Genomic DNA, 17150 nt, shown 5'->3' with positions numbered 1-17150 from the left:
GACATGGACATCGACGCGCGAATAAAACGACGGGAGCGCCGAAACGAGGGGCCACGCCTGATCCAGGACTACGACTCGCTGTCGCCTGTGGCACACATTGACGAGCCCTCGGATCGAGGCCCCGTGTTCGAGCGGCTGCTCGATCACCTCGATCCCGTCTTCGACGGCGTTCTCCCCCCGAACGCGTACGTATACGGCGAGTTCGGCTCGGGGAAATCCGCGATCGTTACCGCGCTGTTCGATCACCTGAAACGCCTCTCGACGGAGCCGCGCTCGGTCATCCACACGAGCACGCGGGCGGCGTCGCCGACGACACCGGGGTTCGTCTACCTCGATATGCGAGAGACGACGAGCGAGTTCGCCTTCTATCACGCCGTCCTCGACTCGCTCGTCGAGGACTCGGTGCCGGAACACGGCATCAGCACCGAGGAGCTCCGGGATCGGCTCCACGCCATCCTCGGGGAGTCACGGAACGGGATCGTCGTAGCCGTCGATCACGTCGGCGAACCGAACAGCACCGATACGACCGGCCTCATCGACCTGTTCGCCGGCCTGCCGAGCAACGTGAGTTGGCTGGCCGTCGGCCGCGCCGACCCCGAACGGATCGGATTGACGACGTACACGGCGACGTCGATCAACGTCGCACCCTACCAGCGTCAGATGCTCGTCGACGTCCTGATGACGCGGGCCTCGGAGGGACTCGCCCAGCGGGCGCTGGATCACGAACTCGCCCGCCGGATCGCCGAGTGGGCCGACGGTAACGCACACGACGCTCTCGCGGCGCTTTTCATCGCGGCCGATCGGGCGAGTCGGGCCGAGCGGACCCGGCTCCTCGAGGAGGACATCGACGCCGCCATCGGGGAGATCCCCCAGCCGTCCGTCTCGTTGGCGCAGGTGCTCTCGTTACCGGCCAACAAACAGGTCGTGCTGCGGAAGCTCGTCGACCTCGACGCCGACGACCGCGCCTCCGTGTCCGCGACGACGGAGGCGATCAGTTCCACCGTCGATCTCTCCGTGGGGACGGTCAAGCGCTTCCTCTATGAGATGGCGGAGGCCGGCATCGTCGAACGCGTCCAGTCGGACGACCACGACGGGAAGGGCCGGCCACCCAGCCGCGTCGAGTTGCGGTTCTCCCCGACTGCGTTCCGTCGGCTCTACGACCTCCGGCAGTGATCCGTCCCGTCGGCCCGCCTCGCTCCGAAGCCACTATGTATCGGTCGCCGCAACAGCCGGTGTGACGATCGAACAGGGTGATCGAGTCCGGCTCGGGTACGTCGGCCGATTCGAGGACGGTACCGTCTTTGCGACCTCACGCCCCGACGTGGCCAGAGAGCACGATCTCCTACCGGACGGACGCGCGGATGCGGAGCCCTCACCGCTGTCGTTCACCGTCGGTGCGAACGAGGTGATCGCCGGCCTCGAGGCGGCCGTCGTCGGGATGGCCGTCGACGAGGAGGCGACGGTGGCGGTCCCGCCGGCCGACGCCTACGGTGCGCACGATCCCGAGCGGGTTCGGGAGTACGCCCCCGAGACGTTCGAGGCGATGGTCGGAGATCCCCCCGAGATCGGTGATCACGTCGAGGCGAAAAACGACCTTCACGGCGACGTCACCGCGGTCACGGAGAACACCGTCCAGGTCGATTTTAACCACGAACTGGCCGGCCGGACGCTCGTCTTCGACATCGAGGTCCTCGCCGTAGAATCGCCCCGGCGATAGAGCAGTATGTGTTGGGTTTCGCCTCGGACCCGCTGGCGAAGACGACACAGCCCACGAGGGAGCGGCGGCGAGCGAACTCGAATGTGCCGGGGAGGGTTCGGACGACGTGGGGGCACGTGCGATGGGATTCCAGCGACCCCGAGCGTCCGGGACACGACGGTCCGCTCGAATTCGCGTCCACCGACCGGCCGCGGGTGGTTGCAGGGGGCTCCGAGCCTGCGGGTTCAGATGCCAGAAGTTGAGACTGGTCGTCTCAATGCATATAGGAGTCTAGCGTAGTTCATGAATAGTATGAAGTCGTAGTCTCGGATAGAACGATGGCTCGAATTACCGGCTCCTATCCAGACGACCTTGACCTCCTCATTGAGGGGGCTGTTGAGGCTGGTGTGTTCGGGGGTAAAAGCGATGCGTTGCGAGAGTTCGTGCGTGAATACTTCGAGGATAACGAGAACGAACGTATTGCAGCTGCAGTCGCCCTCTACGAACGTGAGCGAATCACGCTCGGTGATGCTGCGAGACTCGCTGATGTCGACCGTTGGACGATGCGTGATATCCTCCGTGAGCATGGTGTTGAACTTCGCCTCGGGCTCGTTGACGAAGACGACGCAGCCTACGAAGCAGAGGCAGCACGTGAACTCGAATTCGATGATGAGGACTCGTCTGATGAGGGGTTACGTACCAATCTCGGACACCGTCGCAAACAGAGAGGCGATTGTCAGTGATCACCTCGATCCAGGGGAAGCACAGGCGTTCGCCCTCGCCGACGCACACGGCGGTCGGCTGCTGACAGACGACGGAGATGCCCGGTCGTTTGCGAAAGACCAGGGTGTGACCGTTGTTGGTGTGCCCGTGAACACGTCTATTACCGATGAGTGGAGCCGACAGACGGCTATCCGAAGAGAGTGAGCAACGGTTTCTGGACCTGTACGCCCATCTGCTGGTGTATGTCAACGACCGCTTCGAGGTCATCAAAGAGATCGAAACGGTTGCTGATCTGGAACAGCACTACACAGACGAGCTTCTCCCGCTCCGAAACGCGCTCTACAACGAGTCGACGACAGACCTGATAGAGGACTTCGTTGAAGAGAACCCTCCCGACCTGTCGGAGGCTGATCTCGAGCAGGTCACAGCGTGGACTGATTTTATCGCCGGAGAGTTCGTCGTCGTCCGCTATCGAGAGGACGACGCGATCTTCCTCGATTGGACAGAACCGCCGAAAGCATATGCAGTCCGCCCGGCTCGACTTCCGTTCGCCGAGGTGTGGGACGAGTCCGCACTTCCAGTCCCAGTTTCGAGTGTCGTCCTATTGCCGTTCGAGGACCAGATCGTCTACGACGGGTGGATCGGGGTCAAGAACATCATCTTCGGGGGTTCCCTCAGTACTGACATCGATGACGAGTACGAAGAGGCCAAACATCGCTTCGGCATCATCGACTCGCTTCCAGTACCCGAGGAAGACGAAAAGACGGACGCCGAGGAGTTGCGCTTCTACATGAAGAACAAGCGCAACCGAGAGCGATACGCGTCGGAGATCGAGAAGTTGCGGGAGAAAACCGACGAACTGGAGCGGATTTACCACCAGGAAATGGGGAAGGCCCGAGCCCGCAGCTTGGGTCGCGAACTGCGCGAGTTGGGACTCAACGAAGCCTATGTAGGGATCTACGATGATCGGATCATCACTAGTGCCCCCTCCGAATCCGAGGTTCGCAAGCTACTCGAAGAGATTATGCCCGCTGGGAAGGCTGACCACCCCTACATCTACCACTTCGATCCCTGACCGAGAGTCCACAGCTACGACTGGAGTTGCGTGACAGTCGACGCGATTTCGCTTTTGGTCGGTACGCCGGAGAACTCGAACATTCTGTTCCCGACACCGAAGGCGTATCTCTGGTAGGAGACGTCGACGTGAATCCAGCATTCGACATCGCTGTCTGTCGCCTCATACTCGGCTTCACTTGTATTCTCTCCGTGCTTCAGCACGTCGAGCAGGTACTCTTCGATACGTGGCGCATTTGCGATTCGCAAGAGATGATCGGCAGCGACGTTGTCCAACACGTCTGCTGGGGTCCCGTACCTTTCACCAACGAGATAGAACTCGCCGTCGTATTCGTGTGACTCGACCTGGACACGGAGTGCGTACGTCTCAGCCATATCAGTAGTTCCGAAATACCACGTATCAGACTGTCTGTTGAAGAGACGACCCGCCAGTGGCCGCGTCGTGAACAGGATTTAGTCGGAGTGGCTCGCAACCACTGTATATGGCTTTCACTGCCAGCTGGCACACGCTTCTCGACGAACTCGACGACCTTCCCGAGAGCGCGACGCTCATCACGCCGCTCTCCCATCAGCGATTTCGTATTACTGACGTGCAGGACGCTCGCGTCATCATTCAGTTCGAAGACAGAGACGAGAAGCGACCGCTCCAGTGCGACCAGTTCGAAACGCTCTATCGACGAATCGAAGACGCTCCCGACGGGTTTGATCTTGACCGTCTCCCGCCGGATGCCGACCCATACCCGGCGGTGTGGAGTGTCCATCCACGGTTCGAGGTTGATGAAGACGCTGGAATCATCACACAATCGGAGGTTTCGACGGCAACGCAGGTGGTGGGCGCGGAACAGGAACCAACGGACGAGGAACGAACTGAACCCGACGGACTTGATGTCTACTCGGATGCACTTCTCCTCATCGATGCACTCGAACGCCACGATGTGACTACTCTCTCTGAACTGGAGACCGACGCGTTGGTGAATCTCTACACCCTGCTTTCGGATGTCCAGCGAGATGCTAACGAATTCCGCAAGGAGATCGCGGATGTCCTCCTCGCTCGGCTTCATCACGACCGTCCGGTTTCCGGGCAGTACGGCTCCGTCCAGCGGACGAGTCGCCGCAACCGTTCGCTCAAAGACGACGAGGAGGTGCTGGAACGCCTCAAGAACGCTGGCATCGACCGCGAACGTGTGCTGAGCGTCGACCGCTCGAAAGTCGATGAAGCGCTGGAAGTTACCACGCTCTCCGAATCCGATGTGTACGAAGTCGAAGAAAGCGAATACGTTCGCAAAGCCGAAGTCGATGAAGACGTCAAAGAGTCCCGATTGCAGGGATTGAAAGACCGCCTCGCGGCCAGCGAGGACGATGAGGCGGACCAGCTCCGAGCAGAGGTCGAGGAGCTTGAACAACGTATCGACGACCTCACGAGCTTCCGCACGGGTACGGAGATGCAAGGATGACTGCCTACCGATTTCGCGTCAAGTTCGACCCCGACCCGACATCTCTGTGGCGAGATATCGTCGTCGGCGCAGACAGAACGATCGCTGAGTTTCAGTCGGCGATCAACCCCGCAGTCGGGCTCGATCAGGGCCATCTCTGGTTTGTCGGTGATGACGAGGACTACTGGGACAGCGCTGTCAAATACCAGTGTCCGCAGGAGTATGAAGAATCGCTTGGTGGCGATCCGGTATTGCGTACGGAACGGATCGAGAACGCAGGAGACGTGACGATCGGCGAGATGACCCGCCAGCTCGGCCTCGAACAGTACGACCGCATCTGCTATCTCTATGACTACGGCGACGAGTGGCGCTTCTACGGTATCCTAAAAGAGATTCTCAGCGATGAGCCGAGTGACACAGAGCCAGCAGTCGTGAACGAGAAGGGCGATTCGATCAACGACCAGTACGATCCACCGAGAACCGATGAGGGCGACCCGCCGCTCCCGGATCCACTCTATTCAGTGCTTCCAGAGACTGCTGTGCCCGTCGCGGATCTTCGTGCACTGGAGGAGCGTAAAGGGATCGTTCACGTCCTTCCGTTACTCAGCATCGAAACCGGGTTCGGAGCAGTCTGTGAGCGGTTCGCGATTCAGTTCGAGGAGACAGGATACGTCCTCGAAAATTTCCAGCCAGGATGGCAGATCGTCGAGGAGATCGACGGCGCAAACAAGACCGAAGAAGAACTTCTCGCCGCGCTTGCGGACGCAGTTCGCGAGTGGCACGCTGAGATCGCGGAAATGTCGGGAGCGATGACGGGACAGCACTTCGGCGAGGAGACTGTCGACGCGATGCACGTCGAACTGGAAGCCGAACTCGAACGCAAAGGGTACGGCCACCTGTTGTAGTCTCAACTTCCGCAGATGCCATTTGATATCGCAGAATACGATTTAAATCTGGCGTCCCCCGTCCGATTCGATGCGTCGGACGAGTAGTACGCTATAGTGAACATCGCAACTATGTACACATCGATCGCACTGCCGCCGTGCGGTCGAGTGTGTACTGTCTTCCGATCTCCACTATAGCGATGGCACGCGATTCGCCCGCCGGTGTCGCGATCGCATCACGAACGGATGTCGGCAGTATTAGGGGAATGGCAATCCCACGGTCAGCCGTGCGCCTCGAACACACCTACATCGGCGTCGAGGGGGTCGGCCAGGCCACCGAACGGGAACTGTGGAACTCTGGCGCGCTCACGTGGGCGGCGTTCGACCGGACGCTGTGTGGCCCGACGACCGCGGACCGGATCGAGTCGTTCATCGACCGTGCACGCCCGCGTCTCGATGACGGCGACTCGGCGTTCTTCGACCGGGCGCTCCCCTCGCGGGAACGCTGGCGGCTCTACGAGGACTTCCGCGGGCAAGCGTGTTTTTTCGACATCGAGACGACGGGATTGAATCACACCCACGATAGCGTGACTTGTGTCAGCGCGTATCGGGGCGACGATACGGAGACACTCGTCAGCGGCGACGACCTGACCCGCGAGAGCCTCGTGGAACTGCTCGATTCGCCGTTGCTCGTCACGTTCAATGGGGCACGCTTCGACGTCCCCTTCCTGGAGGCCTCGTTCGATATCGATATCGATCGGCCCCACCTCGACCTGATGTACCCCTGCAAGCGCGTCGGGCTGACGGGCGGGCTGAAAGCGATCGAACCCGAGATCGGCGTCGAGCGCGACCGACCGGACATCTCCGGGAAAGACGCCGTCCGACTGTGGCGCGAACACGAGCGCGGCGTCGACGGCTCCCTGGAGACGCTCGTCTCGTACAACCGCGAGGACGCGATCAATCTGCGAACAGTCGCGGATCGGACCGTCGAACGGCTCGACCGGGAACTACTGCCGGAGACGTTTTCGCCGTAGCGGTACCGACGTCGGCTCCCGACCGCGGTACTACCTGCGTATCACTCAGTTGGGCACCTCATAAATTGATATTCGCTATATAGAACGGGGCGATCCAGTAGTTGAGACCGACCTTCTCAATGCATATGGCGCACAACCGCAATGAGGAGGCCGAGGTCGTCTGGATATGATCCGGCGATTCGTGTCGTCGTTCCGGACTACGCTTTCGCACTCTGTGTGAGTACGCCAGAATCCCATATGCATCGAGAGCCGGTCTCGACGACTGAGGCGATGTACAGTGAACTGTGTTCGTCCCCCCGCGGCGTGGCTCCGCTCGTGACGGTAGCGAAACCCGCTTGTCCGTCGCCGTCTCAGGCGGGGTATGGACTGGCGGCTCATCACGGAGGAGCGACTCGGCGGCCCGCTGGCGATGGCGTTCGACGAGACAGCAGCCGAGACGGTCGCCTCGGGCGGCCCGGCAACGGTTCGGCTCTATCGGTGGACGCCGAGTACCGTCTCGCTCGGCTACGGTACCGACGCCGCGGTCGTCGACTGGGAGCACTGCTCGGACGCCGGGATCGACGTGACGCGTCGCCAGACGGGTGGGGGTGCGATCTACCACGACGAGGCCGGCGACGTTGCCTACTCGATAATCGCGCCCCGCTCGGCGTTTCCCGGCGATGTGACCGAGTGCTATCGACGGCTTCTCGAACCGGTGCTTGCGGCCTTCGAGACCGTGGGGGCCGACGTGGGATTCGCCGACGCCGGAGCCCCGGCGCTTTGGCAGCCGCTCTGTTATCTCCGGGCGCTCGATCCGGCCCACGACCTCGTCTGCGACGGCCGAAAGGTCGCCGGCAACGCCCAGTATCGGACCCGCGAGGCGGTCGTCCAGCACGGGTCGTTGACCTTCGAATCCGACCCGGAAGCGCACCTCGTCCCGTTCGTCGACCCGCCGGTGGCCCCCGAGGCGTTCGCCGACCGCGTGGGGGGGGTCTCCGAACGGCCGGCCGTCGATGCCGACCGTGCCGCGTTCGTCGACCGGTTGGAGACGGAACTGGCCCGGTGGGCCGACGCTGATCCGGGCACCTGGACCGACGCCGAACGCGACCGGGCCGCGGACCTGTGCGAGCGAAAATACGACGACGACCGGTGGGTACGGGAGCGGACCGACCCGACGTCGTGACGGCTGGGGGTCGTCCGCAGGCCCCGGGGGAGGATGGATGGGACGGAGCGGGGTGGCCGGACGGGAGGGGAACGGGGTGGCCGGACGGGAGGGGAACGGGGTGGCCGGACGGGAGGGGAACGGGGTGGCCGGACGGGAGGGGAACGGGGCGGTGAGAAAGCGACGGTGCCGGATCCGAAGCCCCTATTGACCGTCTCCACCGACTGTGGATATGTTTCGGATCGGTGCCCACGCCTCCGTTGCCGGGGGCGTCCACAACGCGGTCGAAGAGCAACTCGAGTACGGCGGCAACTGCGGCCAGATTTTCACGCACTCCCCCCGGGTCTGGCAGGAACCGGCCATCGACAACGACGAGGCCGAGCGGTTCCGCGAACGCTCGGCGGAGAGCGGCGTCGGCCCGTGGGTCATCCACAGCTCCTACCTCGTGAACCTCTGTACGCCGAAGGAGGGCCTCCGGCAGAAGTCCATCGCCTCGATGCAGGCCGAGGTCGACGCGGCGGCCAGGCTCGGCGTCCCCTACGTCAACGTCCATCTGGGTGCACACACCGGCGCGGGCGTCGAGGGTGGCCTCGACAACGCCGCTTCGGCGCTGGCGGAACTCGACGTCCCCGACGGCGTGACGGTGCTCATCGAGTCCGACGCCGGGAGCGGGACGAAACTCGGCGGCTCCTTCGAGGAGCTGGCCGGCGTCCTCGAGCGCTGTGAACTGGACCTCGACGTCTGTCTCGATACGGCGCATCTCTTTGCGGCGGGCTACGACCTCTCGACGCCGGAGGGAGTCGACGAGACGTTCGCGCAGTTCGACGATGTCGTCGGTATCGAGCACCTCGAGTACGTCCATCTCAACGACTCGAAACACGGCTGCGGGACGAACAAGGACGAACATGCCCACATCGGGGAGGGGCTGATCGGCGAGGAGGGAATGACTGCCTTCATAAATCACGACGCCGTCGCCGACGTCCCGTTCGTCCTGGAGACGCCGACGGAGGACGGCAAGTCCTTCGCCTGGAACGTCGAGCGGGTCCGGGAACTCCACGGCGCATAACGTGGCTGAAACGGCGTTGGCGCACAGTACGGCGGCGCTATACCGCCAGTGAGGCGGAGTAATCGGTGCGGTCGCAGTGGTGTTTGCTCTCCGGTGACCGTTCGTAGTGGGTCGCGTCAACGGCGACATGTGGCGAGGGATCGTGCAGCCGCGCCGAGTGGCGCAGCGGCACTCTCCGGATCTGTGTCACGATCGTATCGAGCCACTTATTCAACGTTGATGGGTGCGGGAGATCATCGGGCTCAAAGCCGATTATTTCCAGAATTGGCGGCATCGTCTCCAGCCGATCGATACTCATCTCGTGAGGTACCTCGGGGGCAAGTGGTTCGAGAGACGCCGTCTCTCGTCATCACGGAAGACGTCGTCTTCCGTACGACCCCGAGGCACTCGGACTGCTCCTCCTATAGATTTGAGGCCGAGATCCAGTTACTCCCCAAATAGTGATTCACGGATTCGGCCGACGATCCCATCGCTATCGTTGTCGTTGTTTTCAGTCGCCTCATCGGCGTTGGTTTCTACAGACGTCTGAGGCTCTGATTGGCCACTAGATGGCGCTGACGAAGGCTCACTACCCCCACTACCGTGCCCCAACCCGTCGCTGGACTCCGCTCCTACCGAGGTTTCGGGGGCCTCTGAGCGTGTCGTTGAAGCACCCTCCGAGGGGTTTCTGCCTCCACTATCGTTGGATGCTGCCCGAGGCTCATTCTCAGCGGCTTCCAGATCGATATCCCCCAACTCGGTCAGTGATTGCTCATTTGCCACCGAGTCTATCGTCGCCTCGTCTTCATCGGGTTGCAGCGCCTCTCGTGAAGCTTCAAGTAGCTCCACTAGTTCGCTTGGACGTTCGCGATACAGCGGGAAGAGCCACCAGACGCGCTGGAGTCCTTCGACGGGCAGCGTCTCGGATTCACGGAGGTGGTCCATCGCCGTCTGCCAGTTATCCTGTTCAAGACGAGCGCCGTCAAGATCTAGCGTCGCCAGCAACTCGGTCGTCGCCTCGAAGGTGAGTGCGTTCAAGAGCTCCTCAAGTTGGACGTTCCCTTGGACAGTTTCAACCTCCAGGTCCTCTAGCAGGTCTTGCGCCCACAGTTCGTGACCACGCTGTTCAGCCCGCTCTAAGAGCTCGCTGTCGACACCGGCATCATCAATAACCGGTTGAACGCCGATCATCTCCCCGAGTTCACGGACCCAATTGAGTTCTTGTACGTACTCTTTCGAGTCAAGCCCGGGGACGTAGTCGCCTTCCTCCGGCATTGCGATGAAGTGATGGAAGTGAGGCCGCTGCTCGCCGTGTTTCCGAAGCACTCGACCCATTCGCTGTACCAATTGGAGTTTAGTCTTCGTCCCGGCGACGTTGATGCCGACCTCAGCGTCGGGGACATCAATCCCTTCGTCAAGCATCTTCGGCGAAATCAAGACGCCGTTGTCACACCTGCTGAACGCGTCGATGTTTCGCTGGACGGTCTGCCGTGTCTTCCGCGACGACGATTCTAGCTTCGAGTGGGCGAGATACACGTCGGCAGTTGTCCCCGACAGTCGGTCGGCTATTTCATCCGCTGTCTCGATGTCCATCGCGAAAATAACGATTTTGATCGGAGAGTCTGAATCCGCGAGATATTCTTCAGCGAGGGCAACCGCATCATCGATTTTTGGCTGTGAACGGTGTCGGATCCAACTTCGCGAGTGGATCGTCGCAGCGAGGTTCTCCCATTCTTCCGGGATCGCATCGTTGGATAGCGTCCGGCCAGCCGCCTCGTGGGCGCGAATGAAGTCTCCGAGGTCCTCAAGTTCGACGAACGGGACAGGGAGTCGTTCCAGCAATTCAGTTGTCGCATCCGCATGCTTGAGGCGTTTGAACTGGTTAGAAATCCGGTCTGTGGTCTCGTCCCACTCCTCTTGCTCATAGGGATCAAGCGGCGTTGGATGAACCGTCCAGTCGAAGTCCGGGATGATTCCATCCCGCTGGGCCTGCTCAACACCGTAGGTGTACACAACGTCGCCAAGCAAGTCAGTGAGTTGCCGGCGTTTCATGCTTGCGTCGTCCCCGATCGTCGCCGACAACCCCATCGCAGCCTTGTAATTTGGTCGGGCAATCGCTGCTCCGTAGCCGCTTTCGTTGGCGTAGTGGTGGACTTCATCGTAAATGACGAGATCGTATTCGTCAGCCAAATCGCGGTCATATCGCGGCAGCAGTGATTGGGCGGTCTGAAACTCAACTCGCCCATCGGTGAAGCTCACGTCAGCGGCCCGTTCGCCGGGGTCGTGTGCTGGCATCGGTAGCCCGAGTTTCTCCTGGATCTCACGCTCCCACTGTTTAAGAATCGCATTCGAGTGGGCGACCACGAGGATCCGGGCCTCATCCGTCCGTGCCGACTCCGATTGTTCTGGGAACGCTCCGCAGACGTCTGCGATCGCAGCGATCCCAGCGACGGTTTTACCGGTCGCCGTCGCCATCTCGAGAATACCCTCGCGGTCATTTTGCTGCCAGCGATCGAGCCCGGTTTCCTGATTCTCCCACAGTGAAACCATCAACAGTGGAGCACGTAACCGCTCACGAGCCTCGGCTTTGGTGAGATCTCCTAAAGCAGCAGCTTCGTTCAATAGCGGCTGTAGCAAGGATTGCTCGGCATAGGCTTCCTGCTGGGCAGCAGTGACAAACAGCTCGAGCAAATATAGCCCCCCACCGCGACCGATGTGTGTGATGTCGAGCGCGCTCGGATCGAACCCGCGCTCACGAAGATGTTTCAACAGGACGGTTTCGGCGGGCCCTGAAAGGACATCGGCTCGAGCGGATCGTTGCGCGGGGAGTTTCCGATTGAGGGCAACGATATCCGACCGAAGCTGATGGAAGCGCTCGCGGTTTCGATCGACTGGTGTTGGATCGACAAGTCCCTCGATTCGCTCCGTAATGAAATCAGCAAAAAGCCCGCTATAATACTCTTCCAGATAACCCCATTCAACCGGGTCAACCGGCCCCTCATATCTGGAGATGATGATCTTGTTGGCGACCTCATCGTCAAGCAAAACGAGTTGCTCGATCGCTGGCCGTTTTGAGAGCACAGCGGACTGATACTCTCCGAAGAAATTGTACTCGTACTCATAGCCCCCCAACCCAGTCATACGTTACCTCGATCCATGTGAATCATATTATACGTGTTGGTGACATCAATGCCTTTGACCACATTATGACACCCCCAATCACCACAATCGGAGCCGTCTCGTGTTCCGTCACTCATCCCAGACAGTAGGTGCATCCCCATGCTGTCGACGAGACCTGGGATGGCGGACTCCTCGCGACGGGGGCACAGCCTGATGGCGTCAGCCGGATTCCCCGTCTCACCGAGTGGTGCTCGACTCGACCTCGGCGAGGCAGGTTTTCGGCTAACGCTCAGGTGCGGAGCAGCAGCGGGCCCGTCGCGATAGGTGATCACGAGTGTTACTCCGATCGTTTAGACAACTCGACCGCCGTGTCGCTACAGAGCCTCGTCAGCAGGTTGAGTTCCTGCTGGAGCGTTTCGTCGCCAAGCGCCGCCATCTCGTCGGCGAGATACGCCCGAAGCCGCTGGAATCGGGCCGCAGCATCATCCGGAACAGCCAGCGGCACGGAGTCGCGCTCGTGCTCGCTTCGACCGTCCTCGAGCAGCCAGTCGTCGACGGCAGCCGACCGATCCGACGCGGTGCGTACGGTCTCCGCCCAGCTGCGGAGTTCACGAGCATACCGGGAGAGCGCGATCGCCTTCCGGACGCCGTCGTGGGCGTACGACTCGGGGGCATCTGGCAGCTCAATCCGAAGCCGTTGGCTGTAGGCCTCGCCATCCCGTTCGGTCCACGACGCGACCAACTCGAGATCGGCGGTCAGTGCGGCCCGATCCAACCGGACGAGAACGATCCCGCCGCGGGTCTCGCCGTCCTGCTTCGGCGACGGGAACAGCGTCCCGACGTGCATGAGTCGCCCCGTTGCGCTGTCGGCTGAGGGGGACCCGGCAACGGCTTCGATCGCACAACCCTCGGCGTCGAGTTCGAGCGCGAGGTCGTACACCAGCGGCGTCACCATGTAGGCAAACTCCGCGCCGAGTCGCTGTCGGAACTCCTCGCCCGAGGTCACGAAGTAGTGATTCGCACCCCGAATCCCCGAAAGCGCGGCAGCGAGATCGGCGTTCTCGTCGAGACCCATCCCGACGAACGTCGTATGAACGCCGGCACTGGCAGCGTCCGCGAACAACGACGTGAGTTCGCCCTCGTCGGTGGCCCCCGCGTTGGGCATCATATCCGTCATGAAGACGACGCGTTGCTCGCGGCCCTCAGCGGGCGTGTCCGCCAACAGCTCCCAGGCGGCTTCGAAGCCATCGGCGAGGTTCGTGCCCCCACCAGCCGTGATCTCGCGAAGATGCCGTCGGATCGCCGGCAGATCCGTCGCGTCGACGTCACGAAGCGGCTTCGCGACGTGGGAGCGATTGTTGTAGAGCACGACCCCGAGTCGATCGTCGGCCTCGAGTTGCTCGGTCAACGCACAGAGAGAGTCGACGGCGGCTGAGAGTTTCGTCTCCTCGCCGGCGTCGGTCTCGCGACGGCGACCGTGTTCGTCGTAGTAGTACTGGTCGAACTGGCTGTCCATCGACCCGGAGATATCGAGCACCGCCACGAGATCCAGATCTGGACGCTCGAACTCCGCGGCGGAGATGTTCGAATCGAGACCCACGGCGACGTACGGTTCCACCTCGTCGGTGAGTGGATGCTCGCTGAGGGCCGAGGCGTACTGCGGGGCGAACAAAGCATCCGTCTCCGGGGCAGTCCCGCCGGTCTGGAAGTGGTAGTCGTAGAAGAGCCCCTCGGTCGCCAGCGCATCCGGTTGTGGCGTGTACCCGCTTCGGATGTTCTCCCGGAAGTTCGTCACGTCGGCGGCTCCACCCGTCGCCATCCCGAGTGAGTCATCGGCGGCAAATGAAGACTGTTGGAATTGCTCTGTTGGACCGCTGGAAAGCGACTCGTTCGTCGCGTGGAGCTGGTGTGCGTCGACCGACTGCCCGCAGTCCTCACAGACGAATTTGGGGCCAGTAACGCCCCGAGATGCCGACGGTTCCATTGGAATCCAGTCGTCAGTTTCAGCCTCAGTGTCCGGCTGCACCTCGGAGACACGAGTCTGATCCGTAACGACCGCCACCATGCCGTCGAGATCCAGCCGGTCGACAGCCGTCCGGAGGCTGGGATCGAAGCTATCCAGCGCGGTACCGCGGCGAAGCCCCCCGCCACAATCCGGGCACGCTTCTTGGGCTGGCTCCGTCTTCGTCTCACAGTAGACGACATCCGCCAAGACGTACTGCTCGCCTGCAACGAGCCCGGCAACTTTCGAAGTCGCCGAACCAGCCAGCACGGGCATCTCCGTTCCGTCCGCGCGTTCAACCAGTAGCCGTTGAACGAGCGTCCCGTCGCAGTCGATCACACGCCGACCGACGATCGTCGCTGTCAATTCCTCCCACGCGCCGTCTGGAGCTGTTGTGTTGGTATTCATCGCAGAGGCGTCGTATCCCGGACGCCAACCGGGCGGTCATGCGCGTTGTAGTGTCAAAAACGGCATCGAGGTGCCGTTTTCCCACCCACCCCACGCATTACTTTGCGCCTTATTGGTTTAAATCTTCCGTCGAGGGGAAGTGTTATGCTACTAGAGCGTCTGTAAACAACAACGTAATGTCGATAGTGTGTATCGCACGCCCGTATGAGGGACCGACCAATCGGTCTATCACGCGGGACAGACAGCTCCCAGCAGCCATCGGGGCGACATGAGCTTCGACGTCGGCGACGATACGCTCGTTCGAGCGCTCCGGGAGCACAATCCGTGGTGGGACGACGGCGCGACCGCCATCGGGCCAACGCTGCCGGCCAGACGGCGGAGCGATTACTACCATCTCGCCCGCCCGGACTCGGCGGGCAGCCAGTTCGAAGATCAGTCCGTCCTCGGCTTGGCTGGTCGGTTCGGCGTTGGGAAGACGACGCTGCTGCGGCAGTTCATCTACGATCGGCTGACCGACGGCGACGCACCCGAACGGTTCTGCTATCTCCCCTTCGACGCCGACCCGCTGTATCAGTTGCAGTCCGACGACCAACTCCAACAGGCGATCCGCTACTACGAAAGCCGCGTTCTGGGTCGGTTGGATGATCCCAACCCGCACTTTCTACTCTTGGACGACGTCCATCGGGTCGACCATCCCACCAAGCGATCCATCGAAGGATGGGGAACGGCGGTGGCGGAGACGCTCGAGTCCGTTCCCGGACGCCACGTCGTCGTTACAGCCAGCGCCGGCGGCCAACTCGAGCGGGAACTCGATCGCGTCGGAGTCGCTGCTGACGATTACGACGTCCAGCCGATCCTACCGGAGAAGTTCCGCGATTATCTCTTTACGCTGTACCCATCGTTAGAGGACACCGACCGCCGTGTGAGCCCGACGCCGATCCGACGCGGGGCTTCGAGCCTGCCAGCGGCGCTCGACGGTGGCGACCCGGCAGCGCTCGTCGAGACGATCCGGGATCAACACGACCGCGTCTCGGACGTCACCCGACGCATCCAGTCACAGGTCGTCCACTACCTCGCGATGGGCGGCATCCTGAGTTATGCGCAGGAGGGAGCGATCGAGGACGCAAGCGATCTCGACGACGCCGCGTACGACCGCCTGCTCGGGGACGTCCGACACGCGTTGTATCGTGAGGTGCCCGCCTTCGAGTCGGTGAAGACGATCGCTGATCTCGAGCGGGTGTGTGCGCTGGCGGCCCGCAATCAAGCGACGGAGTCAGTCCGCTATCAGCGACTCGTCGAGTTGTTCGACGTCGACCGACGAACGATCCGTGATAGCTACCTGTCGGCGCTGGCCGAACTGTATCTCCTGACGGCGACGACGGAGTACGACAACGCCCGCCCGCGCTCGGTCCGGCTCTACCTTCGCGATACAGGGCTCGTCACGGCGTTTACCGACGGGGAGCCGACCTCGGCTTTGCGTGATCGGGACGTGGAAGCGAACCTCGCACGGATCGCGGCGTTCGATCACACGATGCGATTCGCCTACGGTGTCAACGCCGCCAACGGGAACGACGTTGAGCCCACAGTCGAATACTGGGAAAGTCGTCATGGGACGGTGGATTTCGTCTTCGAGGTCAACGACACGCCGGTTCCGGTCGCCCTCGCCTACCAGCCGCCCGTCGACGACAAGCGGGCGGCTTTGGACGCGTTCCTCGAGACGTACGAGACCCCGATCGGGTTCCTCGTCACCGGCGATACCGTCGGCGACAATACGACGATCCAGCAGATAGGGGATGGGATCATCCAGCTGCCGTACTGGCTGTATCTACTGCTTTGCTGATAACCGTTCAAAATAGAAGCAATAAAAGAGTCAAAATTAGGTTGGCGAATAAGTCTTGATGAGGCGGTTGAAAAAGCGCTCGTGACGTACGATATGTCGCACAGCGAAGAGGCCGATGAAATGGGCCGAGCAGTCGCCACACTCCAGGACTAACAGCGCCACTTCGTCGAGGTTTCGAATCTTTTCAGCATATTCTGATTTCGATCGTTTCCTCCAGTTCAGGAGATCCAGCTCGTTCGGCGGCTTCCTCGACGAATCAGTGTGCTGGCTGTATTCGCTCAGAGACTTTGCTCTATTGAACTATCGAGAGGTCGCCATATCACCGCTCTTTGGTACAACTCTGGCATTTGAGTCCATCCGAAATCGTTTGAAGCGGGTTGCGTTCGGTGAGCTCCCGTTCACACGACGAACATCGAACAGTATCGGCTACACCGATCCCACGCCCGTATCCGAGAGTAACGGTTTGATGTATGCTACCGTCGATAAGCTCGAAATCGATTTCACCTCGCTCATACTCAACTTCAGTCAGAGTGAACCGGAGAATCTGTGAACTTCCACGCGGACTCTTGAACGGCCTTCAAGGCTATTCAGACTCCTCTCCGGCACGTTCAGCGGCGAATGCCCCGCATGCCTATCGAGTGTTGCAAGGGATAGACGGCTGTGTTGAATCGCCATACTGCGGTGGAATTCACGGTTTCACAGCTCGCTTGATGTTATAGACGACACACATCAACGCGATTTCTCGGAACT

The 17150-nt window shown here is 61.3% G+C and carries 13 protein-coding genes and 1 pseudogene; 11 read left to right on the top strand and 3 right to left on the bottom strand.

Going from position 1 to position 17150, the window contains the following annotated elements:
- Positions 1–3: 3 nt before the first annotated feature.
- The 5 genes and pseudogenes from HZR14_RS00065 (at position 4) to HZR14_RS00050 (ending at position 3494) form a co-directional block, all read left to right on the top strand.
- Positions 4–1173, top strand: a complete 1170-nt coding sequence (locus tag HZR14_RS00065; protein ID WP_181690827.1) for a Cdc6/Cdc18 family protein — start codon at positions 4–6, stop codon at positions 1171–1173.
- 61 nt (positions 1174–1234) lie between these two features.
- Complete coding sequence (locus tag HZR14_RS00060) at positions 1235–1717, top strand: FKBP-type peptidyl-prolyl cis-trans isomerase (RefSeq protein WP_181690826.1); 483 nt, start codon at positions 1235–1237, stop codon at positions 1715–1717.
- A gap of 317 nt (positions 1718–2034) precedes the next feature.
- Positions 2035–2439, top strand: a complete 405-nt coding sequence (locus HZR14_RS00055; protein ID WP_181690825.1) for a UPF0175 family protein — start codon at positions 2035–2037, stop codon at positions 2437–2439.
- Positions 2399–2560: pseudogene (locus tag HZR14_RS14540) on the top strand (PIN domain-containing protein); the annotation flags it as partial. The gene HZR14_RS00055 and the pseudogene HZR14_RS14540, both read left to right, overlap by 41 nt.
- Before the next feature lie 25 nt (positions 2561–2585).
- Complete coding sequence (locus HZR14_RS00050) at positions 2586–3494, top strand: hypothetical protein (RefSeq protein WP_181690824.1); 909 nt, start codon at positions 2586–2588, stop codon at positions 3492–3494.
- 14 nt (positions 3495–3508) lie between these two features.
- Here the strand turns inward: HZR14_RS00050 and HZR14_RS00045 are convergent, their stop codons facing one another.
- Positions 3509–3868: a hypothetical protein gene (locus HZR14_RS00045; protein ID WP_181690823.1), complete on the bottom strand. Its 360-nt coding sequence runs from the start codon at positions 3866–3868 to the stop codon at positions 3509–3511.
- 107 nt (positions 3869–3975) lie between these two features.
- On the opposite strand from HZR14_RS00045, the gene HZR14_RS00040 reads away from it, so the two are divergent.
- The 5 genes from HZR14_RS00040 (at position 3976) to HZR14_RS00020 (ending at position 9051) form a co-directional block, all read left to right on the top strand.
- A complete protein-coding gene (locus HZR14_RS00040) occupies positions 3976–4947 on the top strand; it encodes a DUF7983 family protein (RefSeq protein WP_181690822.1) in 972 nt (323 codons plus the stop codon).
- A complete protein-coding gene (locus HZR14_RS00035) occupies positions 4944–5831 on the top strand; it encodes a DUF7964 domain-containing protein (RefSeq protein WP_181690821.1) in 888 nt (295 codons plus the stop codon). The genes HZR14_RS00040 and HZR14_RS00035 overlap by 4 nt, the downstream gene beginning before the upstream one ends.
- A gap of 266 nt (positions 5832–6097) precedes the next feature.
- Positions 6098–6844, top strand: a complete 747-nt coding sequence (locus HZR14_RS00030) for a ribonuclease H-like domain-containing protein (RefSeq protein WP_181690820.1) — start codon at positions 6098–6100, stop codon at positions 6842–6844.
- A 361-nt stretch (positions 6845–7205) separates the two neighbouring features.
- Positions 7206–8006 (top strand): lipoate--protein ligase family protein, encoded by an 801-nt coding sequence (locus HZR14_RS00025; RefSeq protein ID WP_181690819.1) that lies wholly within the window; start codon positions 7206–7208, stop codon positions 8004–8006.
- Positions 8007–8217: 211 nt separating this feature from the next.
- Positions 8218–9051, top strand: coding sequence for a deoxyribonuclease IV (locus tag HZR14_RS00020; protein WP_181690818.1), 834 nt, complete (start codon positions 8218–8220; stop codon positions 9049–9051).
- Between the two features lie 426 nt (positions 9052–9477).
- Here HZR14_RS00020 and HZR14_RS00015 read toward each other — a convergent pair whose 3' ends face one another.
- Positions 9478–12171 (bottom strand): DEAD/DEAH box helicase family protein, encoded by a 2694-nt coding sequence (locus HZR14_RS00015; RefSeq protein WP_255479123.1) that lies wholly within the window; start codon positions 12169–12171, stop codon positions 9478–9480.
- Positions 12172–12487: 316 nt separating this feature from the next.
- Positions 12488–14560, bottom strand: a complete 2073-nt coding sequence (locus tag HZR14_RS00010; RefSeq protein ID WP_181690817.1) for a vWA domain-containing protein — start codon at positions 14558–14560, stop codon at positions 12488–12490.
- A 268-nt stretch (positions 14561–14828) separates the two neighbouring features.
- On the opposite strand from HZR14_RS00010, the gene HZR14_RS00005 reads away from it, so the two are divergent.
- Complete coding sequence (locus HZR14_RS00005) at positions 14829–16400, top strand: AAA family ATPase (RefSeq protein ID WP_181690816.1); 1572 nt, start codon at positions 14829–14831, stop codon at positions 16398–16400.
- Positions 16401–17150 lie beyond the last annotated feature (750 nt).

The sequence above is a fragment of the Natronomonas salinimetallica genome (assembly GCF_013839515.1).
In the GTDB taxonomy this organism is placed as follows: Archaea; Halobacteriota; Halobacteria; order Halobacteriales; family Haloarculaceae; genus Natronomonas.
Note: the sequence above shows the minus strand (reverse complement) of the source record. Positions and strands in the feature narration are given on the sequence as shown.

Bases quoted from the DNA above. Each gene is read 5' to 3' on its own strand.
- HZR14_RS00055 (WP_181690825.1), top strand. From the start codon at position 2,035: ATGGCTCGAATTACCGGCTCCTATCCAGACGACCTTGACCTCCTCATT.
- HZR14_RS00010 (WP_181690817.1), bottom strand. From the start codon at position 14,560: ATGAATACCAACACAACAGCTCCAGACGGCGCGTGGGAGGAATTGACA.
- HZR14_RS00035 (WP_181690821.1), top strand. From the start codon at position 4,944: ATGACTGCCTACCGATTTCGCGTCAAGTTCGACCCCGACCCGACATCT.
- HZR14_RS00065 (WP_181690827.1), top strand. From the start codon at position 4: ATGGACATCGACGCGCGAATAAAACGACGGGAGCGCCGAAACGAGGGG.
- HZR14_RS00025 (WP_181690819.1), top strand. From the start codon at position 7,206: ATGGACTGGCGGCTCATCACGGAGGAGCGACTCGGCGGCCCGCTGGCG.
- HZR14_RS00045 (WP_181690823.1), bottom strand. From the start codon at position 3,868: ATGGCTGAGACGTACGCACTCCGTGTCCAGGTCGAGTCACACGAATAC.
- HZR14_RS00015 (WP_255479123.1), bottom strand. From the start codon at position 12,171: ATGACTGGGTTGGGGGGCTATGAGTACGAGTACAATTTCTTCGGAGAG.
- HZR14_RS00040 (WP_181690822.1), top strand. From the start codon at position 3,976: ATGGCTTTCACTGCCAGCTGGCACACGCTTCTCGACGAACTCGACGAC.
- HZR14_RS00020 (WP_181690818.1), top strand. From the start codon at position 8,218: ATGTTTCGGATCGGTGCCCACGCCTCCGTTGCCGGGGGCGTCCACAAC.
- HZR14_RS00050 (WP_181690824.1), top strand. From the start codon at position 2,586: ATGAGTGGAGCCGACAGACGGCTATCCGAAGAGAGTGAGCAACGGTTT.
- HZR14_RS00005 (WP_181690816.1), top strand. From the start codon at position 14,829: ATGAGCTTCGACGTCGGCGACGATACGCTCGTTCGAGCGCTCCGGGAG.